Origin of the sequence: Yoonia maritima (genome assembly GCF_002933395.1) — a bacterium.
In the GTDB taxonomy this organism is placed as follows: Bacteria; Pseudomonadota; Alphaproteobacteria; order Rhodobacterales; family Rhodobacteraceae; genus Yoonia; species Yoonia maritima_A.
Genome location: NZ_CM009490.1, coordinates 43183 through 66978, shown reverse-complemented (window position 1 = coordinate 66978; position 23796 = coordinate 43183). Strand labels below are relative to the sequence as shown.

The window sequence follows — 23796 nt, the reverse complement described above, 5'->3', positions numbered from 1 at the left end:
AAGAACCGGGGCCGGATTTGGCCCCGGTTAGGATTAACCCTGCTGCGACTGCAGCGATGTCATGTGGTCCATATCGTGCATTGGCATCATGTTTTCATTCATGTTGCGCATCACCCAAAGCGACCCAGCAAGAACAATCACCAAGATCAGAACCGCAAAGATCGACGCAAACAGGGTCCAGCCCTGCTCTGTGCTGCGGTTCACATGCAAAAAATATACCAAATGCACGACAATCTGCACCGCCCCAAGGCCCATGATGATCCCGATCAACGTGGTGCGGGCGATCGCGACCTCGGCGATGATCAAGACAAACGGGATAATCGTCAAAAGCGCGGCAAGCCCAAAGCCGATCATCAACTGTGCCATCGTTCCGTGATCTTTAGCCGCGCCATGCCCATTGTGTGTTTTTGCAAGCATCACACCAACCTCACAAGATAAACAAAGGAAAACACACCGATCCAAATCAAATCAAGAAAGTGCCAGAACATCGACAACGTCACCAAACGGCGCATGTTTGCATCGATCAGACCGTGCATTTTGATTTGCACCATCAGCGTCACAAGCCAAATGATCCCGCCCGTTACATGAAGCCCATGTGTGCCCACCAACGCAAAGAACGCTGATAAAAATGCAGACCGGTCAGGACCCGCTCCGATGTGGATCAAATGCCGAAACTCGTACAGTTCCATGCCGATAAACCCGGCACCTAAAACCCCGGTCACCGCCAACCAGACAAGCGTACGATTCAGGTTGCCCTTGACCGCCTGCAGCATCGCCAAGCCAAAGGTCACCGATGAAAACAGCAACAACGCTGTCTCAACCGCGACGAACTCTGGCTCGAACAAATCAAGCGGCCCCGGTCCCCCTGCGTAACGACCGCCCAGAACGGCATAGGTGGCAAACAACGCACCAAAGATGATGCAATCGCTCATGAGGTAAATCCAAAACCCGATCTGTGTCGGACTGCCATGATCTGCGCCATGGTCGTGGTCATTCACGGCCATCACCGGCGCTAACTGCGTGCTGTCCAATGGGGTCATGTCACCGCTCCTTTCGCTTCGGTTGCCGCCACGTCTTGGGCGGGGATGTAATAATCGCGGTTATAGTTGAACGTGTGGCCGATCCCGATTGCGACCATCGCAACAAAGCTAAGGGTCGCCAGCCACCAAATGTACCAGACCATTGCAAAGCCAAACACCAGCGCAAAACCCGCAATATACACACCAGTGGCGGTGCCTTTGGGCATGTGGATCGGCTGATATGCGGTCGACCAAACGAACCCGTCTTGCTTCATCCGCCAGAATTCATCACGCCCACGGACCTGTATATCATGTGGGAAGTTATAAGGCGCGGGCGGCGATTGCGTCGCCCATTCTAGGGTCCGTGCATTCCACGGGTCACCACCACATGCCAGCGCCTTGCGGTCACGCACAGACACGTAGAATCCGATGAAAGTGGACAAAATCCCCAGCAAAATCAACACAGCGCCAAAGGCGGCAATGATGAAATAGGGCTGCCATGCAGGATCAGGGTATTGGTTGATCCGTCGTGTCACGCCCATCAGACCCAGCGCGTAAAGCGGCATGAACGCAAAGTAAAAGCCAACGAACCAGAACCAAAAACTACGCTTGCCCCATGTATCGTTCAGCTTGAAACCAAAGGCTTTGGGCCACCAATAGGTGACGGCAGCATAGACGCCAAACACAACGCCGCCGATAATCACGTTGTGAAAATGCGCGACCAGAAACAGGGTATTATGCAACTGGAAATCAACCGGTGGCACTGCCAGCAAAACGCCCGTCATGCCACCAATGGTAAAGGTGACCAAAAACCCAATGGTCCAATACATCGGCAACTCTAGGCGCACACGGCCTTTGTACATGGTGAACAACCAGTTAAAGATTTTAACCCCCGTAGGCACCGCGATGATCATCGTGGTGATGCCAAAGAAAGTGTTTACATTCGCCCCTGATCCCATCGTGAAAAAGTGGTGCAGCCACACAATGAACGACAACACCATGATACAAGCCGTGGCCCAAACCATCGTCTTGTAGCCAAACAATGGCTTACCGGAAAAGGTCGCGACGACTTCGGAAATCACACCAAAAATTGGGATGATCAGAATATAGACCTCTGGGTGCCCCCAAATCCAAATCAGGTTGATATACATCATCGGGTTGCCACCAAAGTCATTGGTGAAAAAATGCATCCCGAAATAGCGATCCAACGTCAGCAGCGCGAGCGTGGCAGTCAAAACAGGGAACGCCGCAACAATCAAAACGTTGGTCGCCAGCGCAGTCCAAGTAAAGACAGGCATATCCATCATTTTCATTCCCGGTGCGCGCATCTTTACGATAGTGGCGATCAGGTTAATTCCCGATAGGGTCGTCCCGACTCCGGCAATCTGCAATGACCATAGATAGTAATCCATGCCCGGACCTGTGCTGAACGACGCCCCCGATAACGGTGGAAACGCAAGCCACCCGACACGCGCAAATTCCCCCACGAACAGGGAAATATTGACCAACAACGCGCCAGCGACCGTCATCCAGAACGAAAAGTTGTTCAGGAACGGAAACGCCACATCGCGCGCGCCAATCTGGGTTGGCATGACAAAGTTCATGATCCCCGTGACAAAGGCCATCGCCACGAAAAAGATCATGATAACGCCGTGAGCCGTAAACACCTGATCAAAATGGTGCTGCGGAAGGTATCCTTCCGCGCCGCCAGCCGCCAATGCCTGCTGCGCGCGCATCATCAACGCATCCGCAAAACCGCGCACCATCATAATAAAGCCAAGCACCATATACATGATGCCAATCTTCTTGTGATCAACTGACGTCACCCAGTCGCGCCAAAAAGATCCCCATAGCCCGTAATAGGTCATCAAAACCAATACCGCGAAACCGCCGACGGCCACCGCAGCAAACGTGCCAACAAGGATCGGTTCTTGGTAAGGAATCCAATCTAAACTAAGCCGACCAAACAGCGGTGAAATTGTTTCAATTGACATGACTAACGGCCTCCTTGCGTGCCGATGGGCCGCAAATATAATCGGGAGAGTTTAAAAAAGCCTCGTAAAAGGCTTCGGGGTTGAGGGTCGGCAGGTCTATCAACGCGCCAAACCCGTCGATGGCGCGTTTGCTGTCATAGCTATACGCCGCCGCGTTTGGGACACCAGCAATCCCGCCACCGCCCGTCTTGTCTTGCGTCATGATCTGGCCCGCACAAACGGTGCCGCCATCGACGCACATTTCAACCACATGATCGAACAGACCATCCTCGACCGTGGCAAAGTAACGAACTGGGTCAGCAATGCTTGGCTTTTCCAATGTAAGATAGGTTTCGCGGCCCAGATCGGTGCCATCCGACTTCGCGTTTGCGATCCAACTGTTGAAATCAGCGTCAGACATCGACAGTGTATCGAACGTCATATGGGAAAACCCAGGGCCGGAATAATGCGCCGACCGCCCCGGAAACACACCCGGCGCGTCAGCAACCAGATGCAACTGGGTTTCCATCCCTGCCATCGAATAGACCATGCCACCCAATGCCGGGATCGACAGGGTATTCATCACCGTAGAAGAGGTCAGGCGAAAATTCACTGGCCGCCCCACCGGCACGGCCAATTCGTTCACCGATGCAACGCCAAATTCCGGGTAGATAAACAGCCATTTCCAATCCAACGACACCGCGTCGACCTCGATCGGGATGCCAGCCTGCAAATGATCAAGCGGACGATACGGATCAAGCCGGTGCGTATAAACATATGTGTACCAGCCAAGCGCTGCAGTAATCAGGATCGGGATACCCCAAACAGCGACTTCGATTTTGTTGGAATGTTCAAAGGTCGGGTCATAGTCCGATAGATCCGATCGGTCCGCGCGATACTTTAGCGGAAAATAGACTGCCATGATCAAAACCGGGATAATAATGATCAGCATCAGCAATGTCGCAATAACCAAAAGATTACGCTCTTGGATGCCGACCCAACCCTGCGGGGATAAGATGTGGTACTGACACCCAGAAAGCGCAAATGCGCCCGCCAATGCCAGCAAGTATTTGATATATTTGAACAAGTGCGTGCCTCTTCTTCTTGTCCGACATCTGCCAGACTGGGAGGTCACCGGCAGACCGGAACACGAGTTACATTCGCGGCCTACGCCTATGCTATCGGGACACGCCCCGTGGTGAATTGACGCACAATCGATGAATTCCCTTTATTTCACAATGAGTTGATCGAAATTCACAGTTCCGTGCGCCGATGTGGTGAAATATCAGGCAGCAGCCCCAAACCACCAGTGCAGTTAATCGCCCGCGGCGTTTTGATCGCGTAACCGATCCAACAACAACCGAAACGCCGAATTCATCTGGCGGCGGCTTAGATAGCAAATTTGAAAACCGTCAAAGGGGGGGCACCAATCGGCCAGCACCCGTTGCAAAGTCCCCCTATCGATTTCCGCCTGCACTTCGGAAAGGGTCACAAAGGCGATACCGTAACCGGCCCGCGCAGCGTCTATGCAAAAATCACCTTCGTTGAAAATGAACGGTCCAGACACGCGCTTTATCTGCTCTTGCCCATCCTTTTCGAATTCCCAGTCATAAGGCGGCGTATCCGTGCCAAACCGCATCGTGATGCAGTCATGGTCATCCAAATCAGAAGGTACCTGTGGAACGCCACGTTGTGCAAAATATGCAGGCGTACCCACTGCGGCCATCTCAATCGCGGGGCCGACAGGGACTGCAATTAAATCGGGCGGCACGGCCTCGGCCAGTCGGACCGCCGCGTCAAACCGCCCTTCTGCCAAATCCGCTAGTCGGGCGTTGGTGTTCAGCTCAATCTGGATTTCAGGATAATCGCTCACAAGCCTTGTCATCACCGGCCAAAGGATCATGCGCGCCGCAGTCATTGATGTGGTCAGCCGTATATGTCCGCTTGGGCTGTCTCCAAGGCTACGCAGTTCTTCAATCCGTGTTTCAATCTCGGCCAGTCCCGGACGCAATGTAGCAAGCAGCTTTTCACCCATGTCCGTGGTCGACACGCTTCGCGAAGTCCGGTTCAATAAACGAAAGCCAAGCGCTGCTTCGACCCTGCGGATGGTATGACTAACTGCAGATTGCGATACGCCAAGCCGAACCGCCGCTTGGGTAAAGCTCCCTTCTTCGACGACAGCGACAAAAGCCGTCAAATCCGCAATATCATCTCGTTTCATTCATACTACCTACGCTGCGGACCCAGATTATTTATATTTCGCGCTAACCAAAACCCCTATTCATGAATTTTATTCATTGGCGCAATGAATGGTTCGGCCATAGTCGCGGTTCACAACGCGCCTTAACTCGTGAAGGCGCGCAATAACCAGGCACCTGCATGACAACCCCAACGATCCATCCCCATCAGCGATCACAAACGCTGACAACGCTGTTTTGTCCATGACGCTTTGCTTGACTCGATCAGCATTTACGCGACCTTTACAGGCAGCATCTTCCTCGCGCTGCTTGCCCTTGCGCTTGTCGGTAATGGCAAATCCCTATTGAAACCCTGACGCGTCCTTCCTCCCGATGCGCGTCACCCAAACCAAGGAAAAAATATGAAAGCGACAGTAATGCATGGTCCCGGTGATGTCCGCTTTGACACCGTCGATGACCCTAAAATTCTTAAATCTACAGATGCAATTATCCAACTTTCGGCGACCTGCATTTGCGGTTCCGATCTATGGCCCTATCGCGGGCACGGCGACTTTTCTCAGCCTATGCATATGGGTCACGAATACTGCGGCGTGGTGGTCGAAGTCGGCGCTGACGTGAAATCTGTTAAACCGGGGCAATTCGTGGTCGGATCGTTTGTTCTATCCGACAACACATGCCCACACTGCCAATTTGGGTTCCCTTCATCATGCGATCAACGCGAATTCATGACAGGTGCCCAAGCGCCCTATGCACGCGTGCCACTTGCCGATGGGACATTGGTTGCCACAGATGAACTGCCAACAGACGATCAAATCCCACATATGCTTGCGGTATCTGATGTACTTGGCACGGGGTATTACGCGGCCGAAGCCGCAGGCGTAAAAGCAGGATCCACAGCCGTTGTCGTGGGTGATGGCGCGGTTGGGCTGATGGGCGTTCTATCTGCTAAGCTTCAGGGCGCGGAACGGATCATCGCCATGAGCCGCCATAAAGACCGACAAAAGCTGGCATTGGAATACGGTGCAACGGACATCGTCGAAACGCGCGGCGAAGAAGGGATCAGCGATGTGCTTGAACTGACCAATGGCGTTGGCGCGGATGCGGTGCTGGAATGTGTTGGATTGCAGCAGTCAATGGATCAGGCAATGGGCGTCTGCCGTCCCGGCGGTTCTGTCGGCTTTGTTGGTGTCCCACACGAGGTAACGTTCACAGGCGAAGGGTTATTCTTTGCGCAAAAACGTCTGTTTGGCGGGCCAGCGCCGGTACGCCGCTATCTGCCCAATTTGATGGACATGGTCCTAAAAGGTGAAATCGCCCCTGGCAAAGTGTTTGATCTTGAACTCCCCCTCGCGCAAGTCGCCGAAGGCTATAAGGCGATGGACGAACGCCGTGCCATCAAAACAATGCTACGCGTATAAATAAAAACCCGTGTCGCGCCAAACGGCGCGGCACGAACCCCTGCAGATTTTTCTTTTCAAACGCCTGTGTTTCCATCACCTTACGATCAACCTTTGCGCGCCGAGGGTTCGATTTCAGGGAGATATTAACGAGTGCTACGCCGTATTCTACAAGGCCTTATGGGGCAGACCGTCAAACCAAGCCAACCTTCTTCACAAGAAGACATATCGCCATTTCGCTACCTGAATGCGTTAAAATCCGGGCTCCCTGCACGTGCAGAATTATTCTTCCTCACGGGTGAAGATCGGGCCGTCCTTGCCGACATCAAGACCATGATGGCTAAGAACTCTAACTTTTTGCCCGGTCGTACAGACTCGAAAGCGGCCAGTGCGACAAATGACCTGTGCTTTGTCTTAGGCGGGCATCCAGAACGGCTCGCGCGCTATGCTGAACTACGCGTTGCGATGAATTGGGGCGTTTCGACATATACCGGGAAAAGCCAAGGCCATTTAGACACGATCCCAGAAGACATACGCATTCTGCTAGAGGTGCTAAAGCGCAGACATAACATTAAAACGGAAACACCAACGTCATGGGCGGACCTGCGTAAAGCCGTCGAAATACTTGGTGGCACAGATGCGGACATCATCACATTTATTCTGCCAACTGAACGCTATTCAAACCGAAGCCTCAACCTAAAGCTCTCCAAGAACGAAACCACATGGAGCCAATTCCAGCCAACCAGCTTAATGACCGCTCTGGACCGCTGCGATGGCAAGGGGCGTAACATGGCTCTGAAAGGTTTGAAAAAGCAAAGCTTTGTAACTTCTCCTGAATTTCTGAACTATCTGTTCAAACAATCCGAAGAAACATCGGCCACATTACGTGCGACGGCAGTTGATCTGCTCCGCGAACATAACGGCGCGACGGTTGAACCGATGGCCGCCGATACCTTGAAATCAAAAAAGGCGACAGCGCGCGCGTTTGGTGTTCAGGTGCTTGGTATGCTCGGAACGCCTTCCGCGCTTGCGATGTTGAAAGCCCACAAAGATACCGAGAAAAGCCAAACGGTTCTGACGGCGCTTGAACTCTTTGTCGGGGCACCGGTCGTCGAAACGAAGACCATAGAAAACGGTTACATCGATATCCACGGCGCCCACATCACGCTGCCACCGCATATTGAACTCATCGACGACGGCAGCGCCCCTCTCGACGAAAGCTTTAACGCGCAGTTCCACCCCATCGAAGAAAAGATGCGCCAAGATGCCGAAACCCGATACCAAAACAGTTATGATTACTGGATCAAGCAAAACAAAAAACACAGCGAACCGACCAAAGACAAAGTCCTTCCAATTGGTCCCGCTTGGTTCGAAGTCTTAAACGTACCCGTCACAATAAAACCTGCTGGAAGACACACGACTGGTCACCGTCTTCCACACAAACATCGTGATAGTGTCGCACCTGTTATCGAGGTTGCATTGGATAAACTCCCTCTGCGCCGCGTAATCGATCTGGCTTGCCGAAACGCGTATACCCTATCATCAATACTGACTTGGACGGACGACGTACTGAACACATATGTGCAAAACGCAATCACTGATGGTCGCATAAGTCTTTCGCAGCTGGTAACTATTGCTGAAGAAAACCACGTTTCATCCACAAATTACGCAAAAAACGACGAGATCGGCTACGATGGAAATTATCTGACTGAAGTAATCTATCCACAGTCGTATTATCATGGAAGGTACACAGTGCCCCGTGGCATTTGGGCAATCGCGGCATCTCATTTGCCAATACTGATTGAAAAACTCCCCCCCCGCGGTTCTGACATCAAAACGGCAATACGCGCTATGGAAGTCATCGCTGACTTTCCGTCCCTGCCTGCCGATCTTGTGCAACCGCTGCTATTTGTGGCGATTGATGATAGGGCGCGTTTGCGTGAACCTGCCCAAAAACTGCTTGCTGATGCGCCGGGCATTGATGATCAATTGATCGCCATTTTGTCTGACAAACGCCAAGCCGTCCGCGCAAACGCGGCGCGGTTCTTGGCTGATCGGGGCGCGAAATCCGCCCTGCCCGCCCTGACCAAACGTTTGAAAACCGAAAAATCCGAACTCGCCCGCGCTGATCTGATTTCTGCCGTTTCGCGATTGGGTGGCGATACGACGCCATATCTTGGCCGCGATGCCCTTATCAAAGAAGCCCAAAAGTTTGTTGAAAAGCTACCCAACGAAAAACTGAACTGGCTTCCTTTGTCGACGGCACCCAGCCTGAAGTGGAAAGACAAAACCACCGCCGACCCTGTCGTGTTAGACGGCTGGCTGCGGCTCGCGCTCAAATTAAAATCGCCGCTCGGGTCACCGTTGTTTGGCCTGTACTTTGACCAAATGACACCGCAAAGCGTGAGCGAAGTCGCCGATTGGGTCCTAAACAGTTGGGTGTCTTATGATACCGACCGCCCTGTCGGCGAAGCGGCACGCACAAAGGCCGCAGAAATGGCGAAGCATATGGTCGCCCAACAAAACAACTGGATGGCCCTAGCCGGCTACACGGAACAACAGATTGCGGAACAGATACTGCGGGGCATGTCGTCTGGCTATCCCAACTCTGGGGCGGACAGCAAAGGTATCCTTGCCCTAGCCCACCGGGCGACATCTGCCAAAGCAGGACCACTGATCGCAACATATCTCAAACAGCACGGCAAACGGGTATCGCAAGCCAAAGCATTGGTCGAAACTCTTTACGGCATGGGAACCCAAGACGCGGTGCAAGTGCTTGTCGCGACCGCAACCCGGTTCAAACAACGCACCGTGCGCGAACTGGCCGAAACGCTTGTGTCAGAATTGGCAGAGGCACGCGGCTGGACCCAAGACGAATTGGCCGATCGGTCTGTCCCCACAGGTGGGTTCGAAGACGACGGCACAATGCTGCTAGAGGTCGGCGAAGATGCCAAACCTTATACCGCGCGGCTAAGCAGTGATCTGACCGTCAAACTGTATAACCCACAAGGCAAAGAGGTGAAATCGATCCCCGCTGGCAAGGATGCAAACACCAAGGAATCCAAATCACTGCTAAGCACGGCCAAGAAAACCATCAAAACCGCACAGGCCCAACAGCAGGCCCGGCTTTACGACGCGATGATTAGCAGTCGCTCTTGGGAACGGCAGGCTTGGCAGGATGATCTAACCAAACATCCGATTATGCAGCGCCTGATCGAACGGGTCATTTGGCGCGGTCTGGACGATAACGGCGCATTCATCACCGGTCTACGGCTTACCCCCGAAGGCGAAGTACTGAACGCGGCTGGCGATGACGTTGATCTGTCTACAATCAGTAAAATCGACATCGCGCATACGGCCAACCTGTCCGAAGATGACAGAAACGAATGGCTGCAACACCTCAAGGACTTTGAGGTTAAACCGCTATTCCCCCAAGTATCCCGCCCCGTGCGCACCCTGACAGACGCGCAAAGCAAAGATACCAAACTGTCCGACCGCGAAGGTTGGTTGATGACCACCTTCAAACTGCGGTCAGCCGCCAAAAAGGCAGGTTATGATCGGGCGCCTATCGGCGATGGCGGTGGTTTCGACGCATACCGCAAAGAATTCAGAGGCGCACAAATCTGGGCAGACCTGTATTTCACCGGCAGCTACGTGAGCGAAGATGACATTCCCGCCGCGATCAGACACATGCAATTCACGCAGATGGGCGAAGGCGGACGCGGGCGTGCGTTAACTTTGGAAAAAGTCCCGGCACTGCTGCTGTCAGAGGTCTGGAATGACATGCACGAGATGGCAAAATCAGGGGCCTTTGACCCAGAGTGGGAGAAAAAAGGCCTATACTGATAGCGCCCTTCGCTAACGCTTTCTTTTAGGGCAGCGTTAGCTAAAGTGCCGGTAAATTAACGTGTAAGCTGAGTATCCGTATGAAGTCCTTTCTCAAAAATCTCCTGCCATCCAGCAATTCCCATGCAAAATTCATCAAACAAGACCTCGAACGTCTGAACCAGGCGCAGGCGGGATTGGGGGATAGCGCGGTCAGCTATGTCCTGACGGGCGAAAACGAAGCTGTCCTGTCGACACTTTCTACCGTCGGTGGCGGCGATCAACTAAACGTATGTGGGGCGCATCGATACAGCCGTGGAAACAGCGTTCTTCAAGATCAACGCCCCTATCATTTCATCGATATGGACCCGTTCGACGGTGATCTGCTGGTGCGTTACGCAAAAGTACTGACAGCGGCACATGGCGGTGCGCCGGATCATGCGCTCGGATCTAAAACGATCCCCGATGTCATGCGTGTGTTGTTCACCGAAACAGCGCTCGGCGCAGTTTCCCCAACAAGACGCTGGGACAATGAACCACCCGAGGCACAGCCAAAGGGGCTTACGCGCGATCAGCTCATCCCGATGGCGCAGGCCTGTGGTGGCACAACGGCCCAGTTGTTTGAATTGCTATACTGGGAAAACGACGATTACGTCTCGGTACAGGCACGCGCCTTTCGAGAACTGCTCGACCCCAGCACATTGGTCAAATCCCATCCAGAGGATGCGATCAAAGGCATCGCAAAATCACCCGCGAAGGGCCGCACGATTTTCGTCAATTCACTGCACAAATGGAAACTCACACAGCAAGAACCGTTTCTTGGGTGCGTCCTATCGCGTGCTGGCGACAGTTCCCGCGCTGTCCGCGAAGCCGCCGTTAATGCGTTGCGTGATGTCCCCGCGAATATCATTGAACCGATGGCAATCGAACAGCTAAGCAAAGGGGCCGTCGGCGTACGAACGGGCATGGTCGAAGTCTTGCTTGGGTTGGGCACAGATACCGCTACACAAGCACTACGCGCCCATGCGAAAACAGAAAAAACAGCGCGCATCGTCGCCGCGATCGAAAACGCATTCTCTGCGGCTGAAATGACCAGTGAATCCGGGCAAGCCGCCGATGACGCCACCGGATACACCGCAATTGACGGAACCCGCATCGATATTCCTGCGCCCCGCCCGCTGACCGATGGACCCGGCATCACGATTACCAGCGACGACCGCAAACTGCTAAAAACAGCGTTGATCGCGGCAAACGAAAAGATCAAAGCGCGCAACGCCGATAACAAAGCAAAGAATTTCAGATACCAGCAACAGCTGCTGAAGTCAGACTTGATTGGCCAAGCCGAAACGTTCTTGACCACAGCCAAGCTGCCGGACAATCGTTCTCATGACCTGTTAAATTTTCTGGACCGAAATGCCGAAGAATGGCTAAAGGGAAAGATGGCAGGCCTAGCACAAAAACCTGCGCTGACTTTGGCAATCAGGTCGCTTTACAATGCGCGATTCATGCTGAGCCAGCACCAGAACAACGCCATAACATCAGCCACCAACAGTTATCTGGCCACTGATACGGCAGACCTGCGCGCATTGGATGATCTGTGGCAGGAACTACAGGTAGAACTGAAAATCGGTGACTGGAACAAATCGGTCACGCGCAAAGCAATCAAAGGCGATCTGCTGCGGATGATGATCCCAGTAGAAATGTATGCCGCTCCCAACCCGCATGATTTACCAGTCGATGCGGTATGGCCGTACCTTGCTGATAACTTTGACATTTTGGACGAAGCCCTGGGCGTGCGTGCGTCTGAATTTGGCGGCCTAGGCCATGTGATTGCCATTGCCTATTTGGCGCGTATGCCGAAAACACCGATGCGCTATTTCGCGCCCTTGCTTGAAATTGCAACCGGCGACCGCAAAGCCGGCAAGGCCGAAGCGCGCGCTTTGCTAAACGACGTTCCGCAAGTGACCGATCGCCTGATCACATTGCTCAAAGACAGCAGACAGGCAATTCGCAAAGGTTCCGCCGAATGGCTTGCCGCGCGTGAAGACACCGCTGCAATTCCCGCGCTAAAGGCCCAGCTAAAGAAAGAGAAAAGCGAAATCGCCAAGGCCGCGATCCTGACCGCACTGAAACAATTGGGCGAACCACTGGATTCGTACGTCGGCCCAACTGTCCTCATCCAAGAGGCAGAAGCGGGGTTGAAGAAAGCCAAATTTGATAAGCTCGATTGGCTTAACCTTGATCACATGCCCGCCGCCAAGTTCAAAAACGGCAAACCCGTTCCCGACGATGTGCTACGTTGGTGGATCTTCTTGGCGTTCAAGCTCAAGCAACCGGGTGGCAACGCCTTGTTTGAAATTTACCTCGATCAGCTTAAGCCAGACAGCGCTGCGGCGTTTTCAAAATGGGTCTTCGATAGCTGGATCGCCTACGATACCCTTGTGCCATCTGACGAAGAAGCAAACGCATACGCCGAAAAAAACGCAGACGTGCAAGTTAAAATGTACCAACGCTGGAACCCCAACTTTACCCGTGCACAGGCATTCGCGCAGCTACGCAATGCGATAAAATCACAATACCAAAATACAGGAACCGCAACCAAAGGTATCCTTGGGCTAACGTCACGGGTGCCTTCACAGGTCGCAGCGGACCAAGTCCGCACATATCTACGCAACCACGGTTCGCGTACATCCCAAGCCTCATCCCTGCTAGAGGTCCTTGCCCACAAAGGTGATCCTGTATCGCTTCAAGTCGTCATCGCCGCTGCGACCCGGCTGAAACAAAAAGGCGTCCAAAAATTTGCGGGCGACCTCGTTCAGGCGGTCGCAGACAAAATGAACTGGTCGCTTAATGAACTGGGTGACAGAACAATCCCAACCGCTGGGTTAGATGATGATGGCAATCTTGATCTACCCTGCGGAGAGGATGAAAAACTATACCGGGCGACGCTCGGCGATGATTTGACCTTTGTCCTGAAAAACCCGGACGGTAAAATCGTCAAAGCCCTGTCCACCGGCAAAGACGAAGCAACCAAAGCCTCGAAAAAGCAGCTCACCGCGTCGAAAAAGGAACTCAAGCAAGTCATCACCATGCAAACCGCCCGCCTCTACGAGGCGCTATGCGGTGAACGGGTGTGGCCGCTGGCCGATTGGACCCGCGATTTCCACGATCATCCCGTCATGCGACGGCTGATTGAAAGGGTCGTTTGGCAAGGATTGGACGCCGACAATGCCGTTTTGCAAAATTTCCGCCCCACGTCAGAGGGCGAATTTACAGATGCCGAAGATAACGAAGTCGATATCAGCGCATTTGCGGGCATCCGTCTGGCACATGGCGCGACACTATCCGACACAGAGGCCGATCAATGGGCGGCCCACCTGAAAGATTATGAAATCAAACCGTTGTTCGCCCAATTCGGGCGCAGCTTGCTCCGTCTTCCTGACGACCAAAAAGACAAAACCGAGATCAACGATCGCAAGGGATGGGTCACAGAAAGCTTTGCTATTCGCGGCGCGGCATCGAAACTGGGCTACGAACGTTGCGGAACCCAAGACGGTGGCTGGTTCTACGGCTACCAAAAATCATTCAAAGGCGTCGGTCTGATCGCTGTTATTGAATTCACTGGGAACTTCCTGCCCGAAGAAAACCGCAACGTCGCGATTATTTCGCTTGGGTTCGAAAAAGAAGGCGGGCGGTACGGGAAAAAGGTCAAACTATCAGAAGTGCCCCCCGTTCTGCTATCAGAATGCTGGAACGACCTGCACGCAATGGCTGCCAAAGGCGCCCATGACCCCGACTGGGAAAAGAACACGCAATGGTAGAACAAACACAACGCGCGCCCGCTGAAATTCGCTATGGCGATGAAATCGCTCGGCTTTTGGCTGCGGACACAGACCCAAAGCCAAACGGCTGGCATCTTTCACCGCGCGCGGTCCGTCGCTTTATCCTAGGCGACAAAGCTTTGGACGTGCGGCAAAAATTCTTTGGCGATGATCCTTTGGTTGATCGTTGCATCGTGTCGTTGATGGGGCATCAGGGGCTGATGCTTGTCGGTGAACCTGGCACCGCGAAATCGCTACTGTCGGAACTGCTTGCCGCCGCAATTGGCGGCACATCCAAACTCGTGGTGCAAGGGTCGGCTGGCATTATCGAAGACCACCTGCGCTATGGCTGGAACTATGCCTTATTACTCGCCGAAGGCCCGTCTGAGCGCGCGCTTATCCCATCCCCGATCCTAAGCGCGATGCGCGGCGGCCAAATCGCCCGGATCGAAGAATTGACCCGTTGCGCCCCCGAAGTCCAAGACGCGATCATTTCGCTGATGTCGGAAAAAACGGTCGCGATCCCCGAACTTGGCCCCCAAATCGAAAGCCGCGCCATTCCAGGGTTCAACCTGATCGGCACCGCCAACCTGCGCGACCGCGGCGTGCACGACATGTCGTCGGCTTTGAAACGTCGGTTTAACTTTGAAACTGTCAAACCCATCGCCGATGCGCAGTTTGAAAAAGAACTGATTAACCGTCAGGTCGCCGAACGGATGGCCGAAAACCCAGTATCGCCAGCGCTTTCGCCCGATGTGCTGGATCTGGTTGTCGCCGTGTTCCGCGATTTGCGTACAGGCACCACCGCCGACGGGGCAAGCGTCGCAGTCCCCAACAGCGTCATGTCCACAGCCGAGGCTGTCAACGTGACCCATGCCGCCGCATTAGAGGCCGCATATCTGGACAATGGCACCCTAACCGCAGGTCATATCGCGCGGCAATTGGGCGGGACGGTGTTCAAAGACGACCCCGAAGACGCCCGCAAACTGCGCGCCTACGTTGATCAAATCGCCAAACCACGGTCACGAACATCGCGCACATGGGCCGCATTCTATAAATCAGCCAAAGAAAGCCTGCGTGACTGATCGGGATACATTCGCACAGCTGCGCTCTGATCTATTTCAACCGGATCGGGGGCTTTATGTCGTGCCAATCCGGCACCATTCGCCCGCATGCGCATGGGCGCTGCGCGCGCTGATCCGCGACATAAAACCCAGCCAAATCCTGATCGAGGCCCCATCAGATTTCGCCGATAAAATCCCGCTTTTGCTGGACCCTGCGACGAAACCACCTATCGCGCTTGTCGCATTGGTCGATGACGCTGGCGAACGGGGGCGCGTTGCGGGCTATTACCCGTTTTGCGACCATTCCCCTGAATATGTCGCGCTCAAAACCGGTCAAGAGGTTGGGGCAGACCTGCACTTCATCGACGCGCCTGCCGCTGACAAAGCAATGCGCGGTCAGCTTGACGGGATCGAACCCACATCATTAATAGACGAACAACGGTTCAATAGCAATGACTACACCACTGCATTGGCGCGTGCGACGGGGTGCCGGGATGGGTTTGAACTTTGGGACCACCTGTTTGAAACCCGGCTTGGCAATCCAGATTGGCGCAGCTTTTTCGGTGATGTCGGCGTCTATTGCGCAGGTATCCGTGCCGCGACGCCCGACAGCCAAATCACGGAAGCCGGCGATACCAATCGTGAATCCCACATGGGGGGCGCCGTAAAAAAGGCGCTGGCGCGTGGTGGGCCGGTTGTGGTTGTGGTTGGCGGATTTCACGCGCCTGCGCTTGTTGGTGCGCTTGACGACCTGCCCGCCCCAGAAAAACCCAAAGGCAAAACCGATAGCTACCTCATTCGCTATGGATTTCGGGCGATGGACGCTCTGAACGGCTATGCTGCGGGTTTGCCGCAGCCGGGGTATTACCAGCAAATGTGGGAACGGGCCGACATGCAGACCGGGCCGAACACGTGGCGGACACTTGGCGTCGATATTCTAACAGAATTCGCCACCCAAATGCGTGCCGAAGGCCACCAAGTTCCCCTCCCCTCTCAGGTCGAAGCCGTCCGCGCGGCTGAATCGCTCGCAATTTTGCGTGGGCGGCCCGGTGCATTGCGTCATGATCTGATCGACGGCATCCGCACTGCGTTGATCAAAGGCGAAACCACCGCCCACGACATCTGGACAACCCGATTTCTGACGTTTCTTTGTGGCGATAAGCTGGGCGATGTTCCCGTTTCTGCGGGATCGCCGCCATTGGTCGAAGACATACGGCGCCGCGCACGCACCTACCGATTGGACCTCAGCGATAGCGCACAACGCACGCGCAAACTGGATATTCGGCGCAACGATACACATCTTGCCGCATCACGGTTCTTTCACGCGATGCAACTGCTGTGCCCCAGTTTCGCAACCCGGATGGTAGGGCCAGACTACTTGACCGGTAGCCGCACAGAATTGTTGTTCGAAGAATGGCAATACGCGTGGTCCCCCCAAACCGAAGGCCACCTGATCCAACAAGCTGTCTTGGGCGATGAACTCCCCAATGCCTGCCTCGCGCTGTTGTACAGGCAACGGGCCGCGTTGATCGAAGATGGGCGCGCACGCGACCTGCCGGCGCTGATTGACCTGCTATCGCGTGGGTTACTGGCCGGGCTTGGTGCGCAGCTTGGGCCGTTTGTCGAACAGCTTGGCCACGACATCCAAAACCACGGCACATTCGCCACAGTAACCGCCGCGCTAAGGCGTTTGATGTTCGTGCTGCAATCTGCCGGGCCGCTTGGTGCGCCCGATACGCTTGATCTACGGCAATTGGTCAACGCGGCTTATGGGCGATTGGTCTATCTTTGCGATGACCTGCCGAATACATCTGACGACGACACCCAAGAACGGCTAGACGCGCTGCGCATGGTGAATGAAATCCTGCGCGATTGTGACAGCATCGGGCTAGATCGGTCACTTTTGGACGAAGCATTAGACCGGGTTGCGATCTACACTGAAAATCCTGTGATCCTTGGGGCGGTTCTTGCGGTCTGTGTGCAAGCAGGCACACGACCTGCCGCGACATTGGTGCAAATCATGCAAGGGCGGCTGACCGGGGTTAGCCTTGATACCGCCGATCAAATCGGGGTACTGCGGGGCATCTTATACACCAGCCCGGCCCTATTATGGCACGCTGACGGGCTGCTGGCCGTGGTCGACCAGTTCATGTGCAATATCGACGAAGATCGTTTTCTTGACCTACTACCGCACCTACGGCTGGCCTTTACCGGGCTTAATCCACGCGAAACCGACCGGCTTGCCGGGGAATTGGCGGCGATACACGGGGTTCAGGCAGGCAGCTTGGTCACCGTAAATACAAAAGCCACAGAAACCGACCTTAGCGAAGGATTAGCGATCGAAAAAGCGCTGCGCGCGTCACTGTTGGCAGACGGATTGACCGATTGGATTACACCATGACCGAAGGAACACGCCGCTGGCGGCTTGCCTTAGGTCGCTACGCCAAAGACAATTTGGGCGGGCTTGGCGGCCAAGACCAGAAAATGGATCAGGCGCTCGATTACCTTTATGCACGCGAATATGATCAACGCGGGCTTGAACGCGATCGCGGCGCAGGGTCGCTTGATCCGACACAAATGCAAGCACTGACGTGGCTGGGCAAGGCCAAGGGCCTGTTTCCGAACACCGTGTTTGAAACCCTGCAAGGGCACGCGCTTGACCGGTACGGGCTGACTGACCTGCTCAAAGATCCTAAAACGCTGGAAAGTCTGGAACCAAACCAAGACCTGCTTAAGGTGTTGTTAGGTTATCATGACCGCGCCGACCCTGCGATCCGGGCCAAACTACGCGAAGTTGCCGATAAAATCATACGCGACATCATGGAACGGCTGCGGCACGACGTGATGCGGGCGTTTTCTGGACGACGCAACAGATTTCGGCGGTCAAATATCCCATCTGCCGCGAATTTCGACTGGCGTAACACACTACGCGAAAACCTGAAAACCTTTGACCCTGAAACGGGCCGTATTATCGCACAAACACTGCGGTTTAACAGCCGCGAGAAACGGAAACTGCCGTGGACTGTGGTGCTATGCGTCGATCAATCAGGGTCGATGACCGACAGTGTGATCCATTCGGCGGTCATGGCCGCAATCCTATGCGGCCTGCCCGGCATCACTGTAAAAATGGTGCTGTTTGATACATCAATCATCGACGTGTCTGACAAACTGACCGACCCTTTGGATACGTTGCTATCTGTGCAACTGGGCGGTGGCACTAATATCGGCCGCGCCGTCACCTATTGCGAAGACTTCATCCAAGACCCCGAACGCACTGTCTTTGCGCTGATCAGTGATTTCGCCGAAGGCGCATCACCACGGACATTATACGCCGCCCTTGCCCGCATGGCCGAAGCCCGCGTGCGCATGGTCGGGCTGGTCGCACTAGATGATCAATCCGCACCTTACTTTGATGGAACAATCGCGGGGCGGGCTGCTGACTTAGGAATGCACGTCGGCGCAATGACCCCCAATAAATTCGCCGATTGGCTGGCCGAGATCATGACATGACCCTGTCCGAAATGATCGCAGTTCACGATGAAAACGCATTGGCCGCATTGGCCAATGTCGGCATTGTACGCCGGGCCAAACGCGACTTTGAAGCAGGCAAAGCAACCGTCGAAACCCGCGACGACACCCAAGCAACCGTGACCTCAGACGGTAAATCCGTGACGGTCCCCGCAACCGGATTAGACGCCGCCACCTGCGACTGCCCATCCACCGGTGTTTGCAGACATATCATCTTGGCCGCCTTCGCCCTGCGCGCAGACACCCCTGCCCCCGCAGTAAAATCCGCACCCGACGATCTGCACACCCTAACCGAGGAAGACCTGCGCAAATTCGCTGGCGCCGATTGGGATAAGGCAATCAACCTTGCCCGCATCAGTACGGCCGCAAAAATCGACGCCGACGGGGTTAACCTATCGGTGCACCTGCCCGATCTTGAATTCCCGGTGGTGTTTTTGGCCGGTCAGGGGCTTTCTGGCGCTGTATTCAAAGGCGCAAAATCCGCGAAACGACGGGTCACCGCCGCCGCCGCACTTGTGGCGCGGCAACACGGCGGCGCACAAGCGCTTGATCAAATCACCCAAGACGATGCGCAAAGCGCCTTTTTATCCGCTGAATTCCTTGCCCAAGTCCAAAGCGCGATTACCGGCGCAGTCACAGGCGTGTTTGGCGGCGGTTCTGTGATCGCTGAAGACATGCTTTTCGACCTGTCGATATCCGCACGGGCGCAATCCGCACCACGGCTAACATCGCTTTTACGGGCTCTTGTCCATCAAGCCCGACTTGCACGTGCGCATCACTTTGATTTTCGGGACGATAGATTCTTGGCCGATGCTGCGTTGACCTATGCGCTCGCAAAGGCCTTGGAAAAACACCCCGAGGATACCCAGCTCACCGGGACATTGCGGCGCACCTACCGCGATAGCGATAGCTTTGACTTAATCATGTTGGGTGCTGTGCGATGGCACGCCGCCAGCGGGGCACGGGGGCTGCGTCTGTACGGTTTCGCGCCCGATCAAAACGCGTGGTACACCACATCCCAAGCACGCGGCGCAGGAATGGACCCCGGTTTTGCACCCGAAAACGCCTATTTCGGGCCACTGTGGGGCGCAGGCACCGCCAAAGACATCACAGGAACCCAAGTCACCTTGCGACAGGCACGCGTTTCATCTGATCAACAAATCTCATGGGACCAAGCATCTGCAGCACCCACCCACGCACCCGATGTCATTGCACAGCTCAATAACGCTGGGGCGGTTTTTGCGAATTGGGATGACGCGCAAGACGATATCGCCATACGATCACCCGCCGGGTTACGGCGGATGGGCAGTGCAGTACCGATACTGTTTGCGCCAAGTGATATAGGCAACGCAAATTTCGAAGATATTAACCAGCAATATCAATTGCCGATCATCGATCAAACACGCGCATCGTGGAACCTGACCCTATCTGCAAAGCAGCACGAAACCGTAGCATGGCTTCAAGACAACAAAGCCAACATTCGCGTGTTATTTTGCGAAGCAACCGTCGTCGACCTGCGGCTACGGCTAAGCCCTGTATCCGTCATGATCGGCCAACAGATGATAAACCTGTCTCTGGATCCGCTTCCCGAAGCCAAATCAACATTTGGCGACCGCGCGCGATCATTTCTGAAAAGCAAGATCAGTTCGGGTTCGACACCCGCGCAAGCACCGCTCAGCGCAATCGAACAGCTCGGGAACGCAGTCTTTGACGCCACAGCCGAGGTCATGCGCTTTGGTCAGTCCAACACGCTTCTGGCACTGGCAGACCAAGCCGAAACGCTTCAGCTCGCGCTTTTGGCGCAGGCGTTACGGGATCTATCGCAAACACCCGATGCCAATCAGGCGATGCGCGTCAGCTACCTCGCGTCCGAAATCATGCGCAGTTAACAATCTAAAGATCGTCAAACGCGCCCGGCATCAGGTCTTCCCAAAAATCAAAGATCGCGCCAGCGTTCAGTGCAGACATCCAAGCATGGTTTTCAAAATCAAGCCGCGCGCCAGAATCGTCCAACCGCGACATAAACAGCCGTTTATCCGCATCGCGCTGCGTCGGACTGCGGGCGTTGATCAACTCGCGCACCCGGGCCAACCGTTTGGCCCGGTCCGATGTCAGGGGCCCCTGCCCTGCTTTCTCTTCCGCGTAATCTTCGCGTAATGCCGCCGTCAGATAGCTCACCGGGTTCTGCACACCTTTGCGCGCGCTGACATAGTTGATCTTTTCAGAAATATGCGCGGGTCCGTGTTCTTTGATCCATTGGCGGGCCAAACGGTCGCTCACGCCCTGATCTAGCAGCTTTGCATAGACCGGTTCATTGCGCACGCCTTCACCATCATCCAGCTCAAGAATGGAAAGTTGCGGATTCTTGGCAATCTTGAACCTGATCTCGGTCACCGCACGCCCCATTTTGCGGGTCTCTGGCGTCAGGATAATGTTAGAGGTCTTGTTCACCTCGGCGACGGCGGGTTTGATCACCTTAGCATTCAGATGTTTGAACACTTCGTAATATGCGCTGTCATTCACGCCCATCAAACGACGGAACAGTTCAAGCGGCCACCACCCCGTGCTTCCCGTCCGCACAAAGCGATAGCAGTTTTCATAAAGCGCAAGCGCGTGACCACTGGTGAACCGGCGTTGAATGTTCAGATTGATCAGCGCAAACACCTTGGGGTCATGCAGCTTTTCGGCCAGCGCGGCGGAATACGCATATTCGCACACGCCGCCCTTTAGCTTGGCATAGGCGAGCAGACTGGACACGCCCCATTCCTGCTGCCCGTTTTCATCAAGCATATCCCATTCGGCTGATGTCTCGACCAAGCCGCGCAACGATTGCTTCAGCGTTTCCATGTCATTCGAATTATAGCCGATCATCGTGCACAGCGTGCGGGCGTCGATCGCATGGGACTGTTTGTGGATCAGCGTGTCATAGGCATTCAGCAACAACACATTCGACAGCTTGCGCTGCAACAGCGTCAGCTTGCCACTCACGTGGATCGCGGCCACGTTCTTTTTGACTTCGCCGCGGCGCAAGGCACCACTTAACGCCACTTGATCAGATGCCATTCCTGCTCACCTTCTATCGAGGTTTCCCCCAGTCTGCCCTAAAAGGCACCTAAGAGCAAGCAAACCGTGGGAACCTTAAGCAGCTTAACACCAGTCCCGTAAACGGGTTCCTCAACGACCGAACGGAGGAATTCAGAATTATTAAGGTATCCATTTACAGGGCGACGAGGTAGCAAAAACCCGCTAATTAGACCCTAACACAGGCAATACCGACTCTGGGCACCTCAAACCCCGCGAATCGGACCCCACCATCCTGTATTTGGTGCCCATTGAACCTGTATACGGATACCTTTCATCCTGTATACGGGTCCAAAATACCTGTAACCCATTGGCAAAAAACAATTTTTTCTAAGCAAATATCTTAAAGTACTTAAAGAATCTAAACAGCTATATGTCGTCGTTTTCTACGAATTACAGAATTTTCGGGCAAATAAGCGCTTAACGATTCGCAAATCCGATTTCATGTGCGATACTCCCACGCAAATCACCTTAAACAGCTTACATTGAGTTTCAAACATGTCATCTTCAAGCAAGCCACCCCTGCCCCCGTATATGAACATCGATCCGGCCAAGGCAGCAGCCAAGTTATCTGACCCTATCGACACCACGCGATTCGCAAAAGCCGCGACTTTCGCAGCGAAAGGCCGCGATGACCTCGCCAAACGCGGACACGCCCCAGATGGCGAAAAACGCCTGCGCCGGTTCTCCACTTGGGAGGTTTGCCGCTATCTGATCCCAGTCGCAACATCCCATCTGCGACGCGTTCTGAAAGCCAACCCTGACCTACCCCAAGGCCACGGTGAGGGCGGATCCAAATGGTTCACGCTTGAGGAAATCCTGACGCTTCGGAAATTCTTTGCCGCAGAAGGCGCGGCCGACCGTGAATACCTGCCCTACCGCCCCAAAGATCAGCCTGCGAAAATCATCGCCGTGGCAAACTTTAAGGGTGGTGTTGGCAAGACATCGACGACAACCCATCTCGCTATGTCCGCCGCGCTAGACGGCTACAAAGTGCTAGTGATTGACCTTGATAGCCAAGGGTCGCTGACGTCCATCATGGGCGGCAAGGTCGAAGACGAATGGCAAACCGCTTTCCCGCTGATGGCGAAAGATTACGCCATGAACGTTGAGGCGGAAAATAAGCTCCGCGAACGCAACGGTCAGGCCCCCCTGCCCCTAGATGAAACGCTGTCAGAAGCACGCAATGTCAACGCCCGAGATCTGATCCAATCAACACATTGGCCAAACATCGATCTGATCGGTTCGCAGCTCAACCTCTACTGGGCCGAATTCCAGGTGCCCGTCTGGCGGATGCAATTGCGCAGTTGGGCGCTGTGGGACGCGCTAAGCAACGCACTGTCGGGTGAAGGTATTTTAGACGAATATGATATCATCCTTCTCGATACGCCGCCCGCGCTTGGCTATCTGACAATCAACGCGTTGGCTGCCGCTGATATTCTGCTGGTACCCCTTGGGGCGTCGTTCCTTGAATTCGACAGCACGGGCCGGTTCTTTGATATGCTCTACAGCACCTTCGCGTCGATTGAAGATGGGGAAAACACGGTGCGCCGTCGCGACGGATTGCCGGAAATGAAATTCGAATGGGATGCCGTGCGCGCCATCGTGACCCGTTTCGATGCGAACCAACAAACCGATTTGGCCAACGTAATCCAAGCCTATTTCGGTGACTTTATGACAACCTACCGGCAAGAGGTCACCGCGATGGTTGGCCAAGCCGGCGAACATGTGAACGGCATCTACGAGGCCGACTACCGCGACTTTAACCGTGATACCTACATTCGCGGACGCGAAACATTTGACCGCACTTGGGCCGAAGTCAAAGAAGTCCTGATCGGGACCTGGTGGCGCGACGCCCAGATGCAACAATCCGAGCAGGAGGATTAACCA

At 54.5% G+C, this 23796-nt stretch carries 14 protein-coding genes; 8 read left to right on the top strand and 6 right to left on the bottom strand.

Features of this window, described 5'->3' with window-relative positions; translation table 11 throughout:
• Positions 1 to 33 precede the first annotated feature (33 nt).
• The 5 genes from cyoD to CYQ09_RS00350 all read right to left on the bottom strand — a co-directional run bounded on the left by cyoD (position 34) and on the right by CYQ09_RS00350 (position 5213).
• Positions 34 to 417, bottom strand: a complete 384-nt coding sequence (gene cyoD / locus CYQ09_RS00370; protein WP_106743433.1) for a cytochrome o ubiquinol oxidase subunit IV — start codon at positions 415 to 417, stop codon at positions 34 to 36.
• Positions 417 to 1004: a cytochrome o ubiquinol oxidase subunit III gene (cyoC, locus tag CYQ09_RS00365; RefSeq protein ID WP_239495819.1), complete on the bottom strand. Its 588-nt coding sequence runs from the start codon at positions 1002 to 1004 to the stop codon at positions 417 to 419. The genes cyoD and cyoC overlap by 1 nt, the downstream gene beginning before the upstream one ends.
• Positions 1005 to 1036: 32 nt before the next feature.
• Positions 1037 to 3013, bottom strand: a complete 1977-nt coding sequence (gene cyoB, locus CYQ09_RS00360; protein ID WP_106743431.1) for a cytochrome o ubiquinol oxidase subunit I — start codon at positions 3011 to 3013, stop codon at positions 1037 to 1039.
• Positions 3003 to 4079: a ubiquinol oxidase subunit II gene (gene cyoA / locus CYQ09_RS00355; protein WP_239495816.1), complete on the bottom strand. Its 1077-nt coding sequence runs from the start codon at positions 4077 to 4079 to the stop codon at positions 3003 to 3005. The genes cyoB and cyoA overlap by 11 nt, the downstream gene beginning before the upstream one ends.
• 228 nt (positions 4080 to 4307) lie before the next feature.
• Positions 4308 to 5213, bottom strand: a complete 906-nt coding sequence (locus CYQ09_RS00350; protein ID WP_106743430.1) for a LysR family transcriptional regulator — start codon at positions 5211 to 5213, stop codon at positions 4308 to 4310.
• Positions 5214 to 5591: 378 nt separating this feature from the next.
• Here CYQ09_RS00350 and CYQ09_RS00345 point away from each other — a divergent pair, with 378 nt between their 5' ends.
• The 7 genes from CYQ09_RS00345 (at position 5592) to CYQ09_RS00315 (ending at position 20714) form a co-directional block, all read left to right on the top strand.
• The gene (locus tag CYQ09_RS00345) at positions 5592 to 6608 is read left to right on the top strand and encodes a zinc-dependent alcohol dehydrogenase family protein (protein WP_106743429.1); all 1017 of its coding nucleotides are present in this window, start codon (positions 5592 to 5594) and stop codon (positions 6606 to 6608) included.
• A gap of 132 nt (positions 6609 to 6740) precedes the next feature.
• Positions 6741 to 10433: a DUF4132 domain-containing protein gene (locus CYQ09_RS00340; protein WP_106743428.1), complete on the top strand. Its 3693-nt coding sequence runs from the start codon at positions 6741 to 6743 to the stop codon at positions 10431 to 10433.
• An 80-nt stretch (positions 10434 to 10513) separates the two neighbouring features.
• Positions 10514 to 14233, top strand: a complete 3720-nt coding sequence (locus CYQ09_RS00335; protein WP_106743427.1) for a DUF4132 domain-containing protein — start codon at positions 10514 to 10516, stop codon at positions 14231 to 14233.
• Positions 14227 to 15318, top strand: coding sequence for an ATP-binding protein (locus CYQ09_RS00330; protein ID WP_106743426.1), 1092 nt, complete (start codon positions 14227 to 14229; stop codon positions 15316 to 15318). The genes CYQ09_RS00335 and CYQ09_RS00330 overlap by 7 nt, the downstream gene beginning before the upstream one ends.
• On the top strand, positions 15311 to 17698 hold the full coding sequence (locus CYQ09_RS00325) for a DUF5682 family protein (protein WP_106743425.1): 2388 nt from the start codon (positions 15311 to 15313) through the stop codon (positions 17696 to 17698). The genes CYQ09_RS00330 and CYQ09_RS00325 overlap by 8 nt, the downstream gene beginning before the upstream one ends.
• Complete coding sequence (locus CYQ09_RS00320) at positions 17695 to 18807, top strand: VWA domain-containing protein (RefSeq protein WP_106743424.1); 1113 nt, start codon at positions 17695 to 17697, stop codon at positions 18805 to 18807. The genes CYQ09_RS00325 and CYQ09_RS00320 overlap by 4 nt, the downstream gene beginning before the upstream one ends.
• Positions 18804 to 20714 (top strand): hypothetical protein, encoded by a 1911-nt coding sequence (locus CYQ09_RS00315; RefSeq protein WP_106743423.1) that lies wholly within the window; start codon positions 18804 to 18806, stop codon positions 20712 to 20714. The genes CYQ09_RS00320 and CYQ09_RS00315 overlap by 4 nt, the downstream gene beginning before the upstream one ends.
• Before the next feature lie 4 nt (positions 20715 to 20718).
• Here the strand turns inward: CYQ09_RS00315 and CYQ09_RS00310 are convergent, their stop codons facing one another.
• Complete coding sequence (locus CYQ09_RS00310) at positions 20719 to 21888, bottom strand: replication initiation protein (RefSeq protein WP_106743422.1); 1170 nt, start codon at positions 21886 to 21888, stop codon at positions 20719 to 20721.
• Between the two features lie 516 nt (positions 21889 to 22404).
• Between CYQ09_RS00310 and CYQ09_RS00305 the strand changes: the two genes are divergently transcribed.
• On the top strand, positions 22405 to 23793 hold the full coding sequence (locus tag CYQ09_RS00305; protein WP_106743421.1) for an AAA family ATPase: 1389 nt from the start codon (positions 22405 to 22407) through the stop codon (positions 23791 to 23793).
• The last annotated feature ends 3 nt before the right edge of the window (positions 23794 to 23796 follow it).

What these genes read in the sequence shown, in the direction of transcription:
- CYQ09_RS00315 (WP_106743423.1), top strand. Translation starts at nt 18,804, where the DNA reads ATGACCCTGTCCGAAATGATCGCAGTTCACGATGAAAACGCATTGGCC.
- CYQ09_RS00305 (WP_106743421.1), top strand. Translation starts at nt 22,405, where the DNA reads ATGTCATCTTCAAGCAAGCCACCCCTGCCCCCGTATATGAACATCGAT.
- cyoC (WP_239495819.1), bottom strand. Translation starts at nt 1,004, where the DNA reads ATGGCCGTGAATGACCACGACCATGGCGCAGATCATGGCAGTCCGACA.
- cyoB (WP_106743431.1), bottom strand. Translation starts at nt 3,013, where the DNA reads ATGTCAATTGAAACAATTTCACCGCTGTTTGGTCGGCTTAGTTTAGAT.
- CYQ09_RS00350 (WP_106743430.1), bottom strand. Translation starts at nt 5,213, where the DNA reads ATGAAACGAGATGATATTGCGGATTTGACGGCTTTTGTCGCTGTCGTC.
- CYQ09_RS00345 (WP_106743429.1), top strand. Translation starts at nt 5,592, where the DNA reads ATGAAAGCGACAGTAATGCATGGTCCCGGTGATGTCCGCTTTGACACC.
- CYQ09_RS00310 (WP_106743422.1), bottom strand. Translation starts at nt 21,888, where the DNA reads ATGGCATCTGATCAAGTGGCGTTAAGTGGTGCCTTGCGCCGCGGCGAA.
- CYQ09_RS00330 (WP_106743426.1), top strand. Translation starts at nt 14,227, where the DNA reads ATGGTAGAACAAACACAACGCGCGCCCGCTGAAATTCGCTATGGCGAT.
- CYQ09_RS00320 (WP_106743424.1), top strand. Translation starts at nt 17,695, where the DNA reads ATGACCGAAGGAACACGCCGCTGGCGGCTTGCCTTAGGTCGCTACGCC.
- CYQ09_RS00335 (WP_106743427.1), top strand. Translation starts at nt 10,514, where the DNA reads ATGAAGTCCTTTCTCAAAAATCTCCTGCCATCCAGCAATTCCCATGCA.
- cyoD (WP_106743433.1), bottom strand. Translation starts at nt 417, where the DNA reads ATGCTTGCAAAAACACACAATGGGCATGGCGCGGCTAAAGATCACGGA.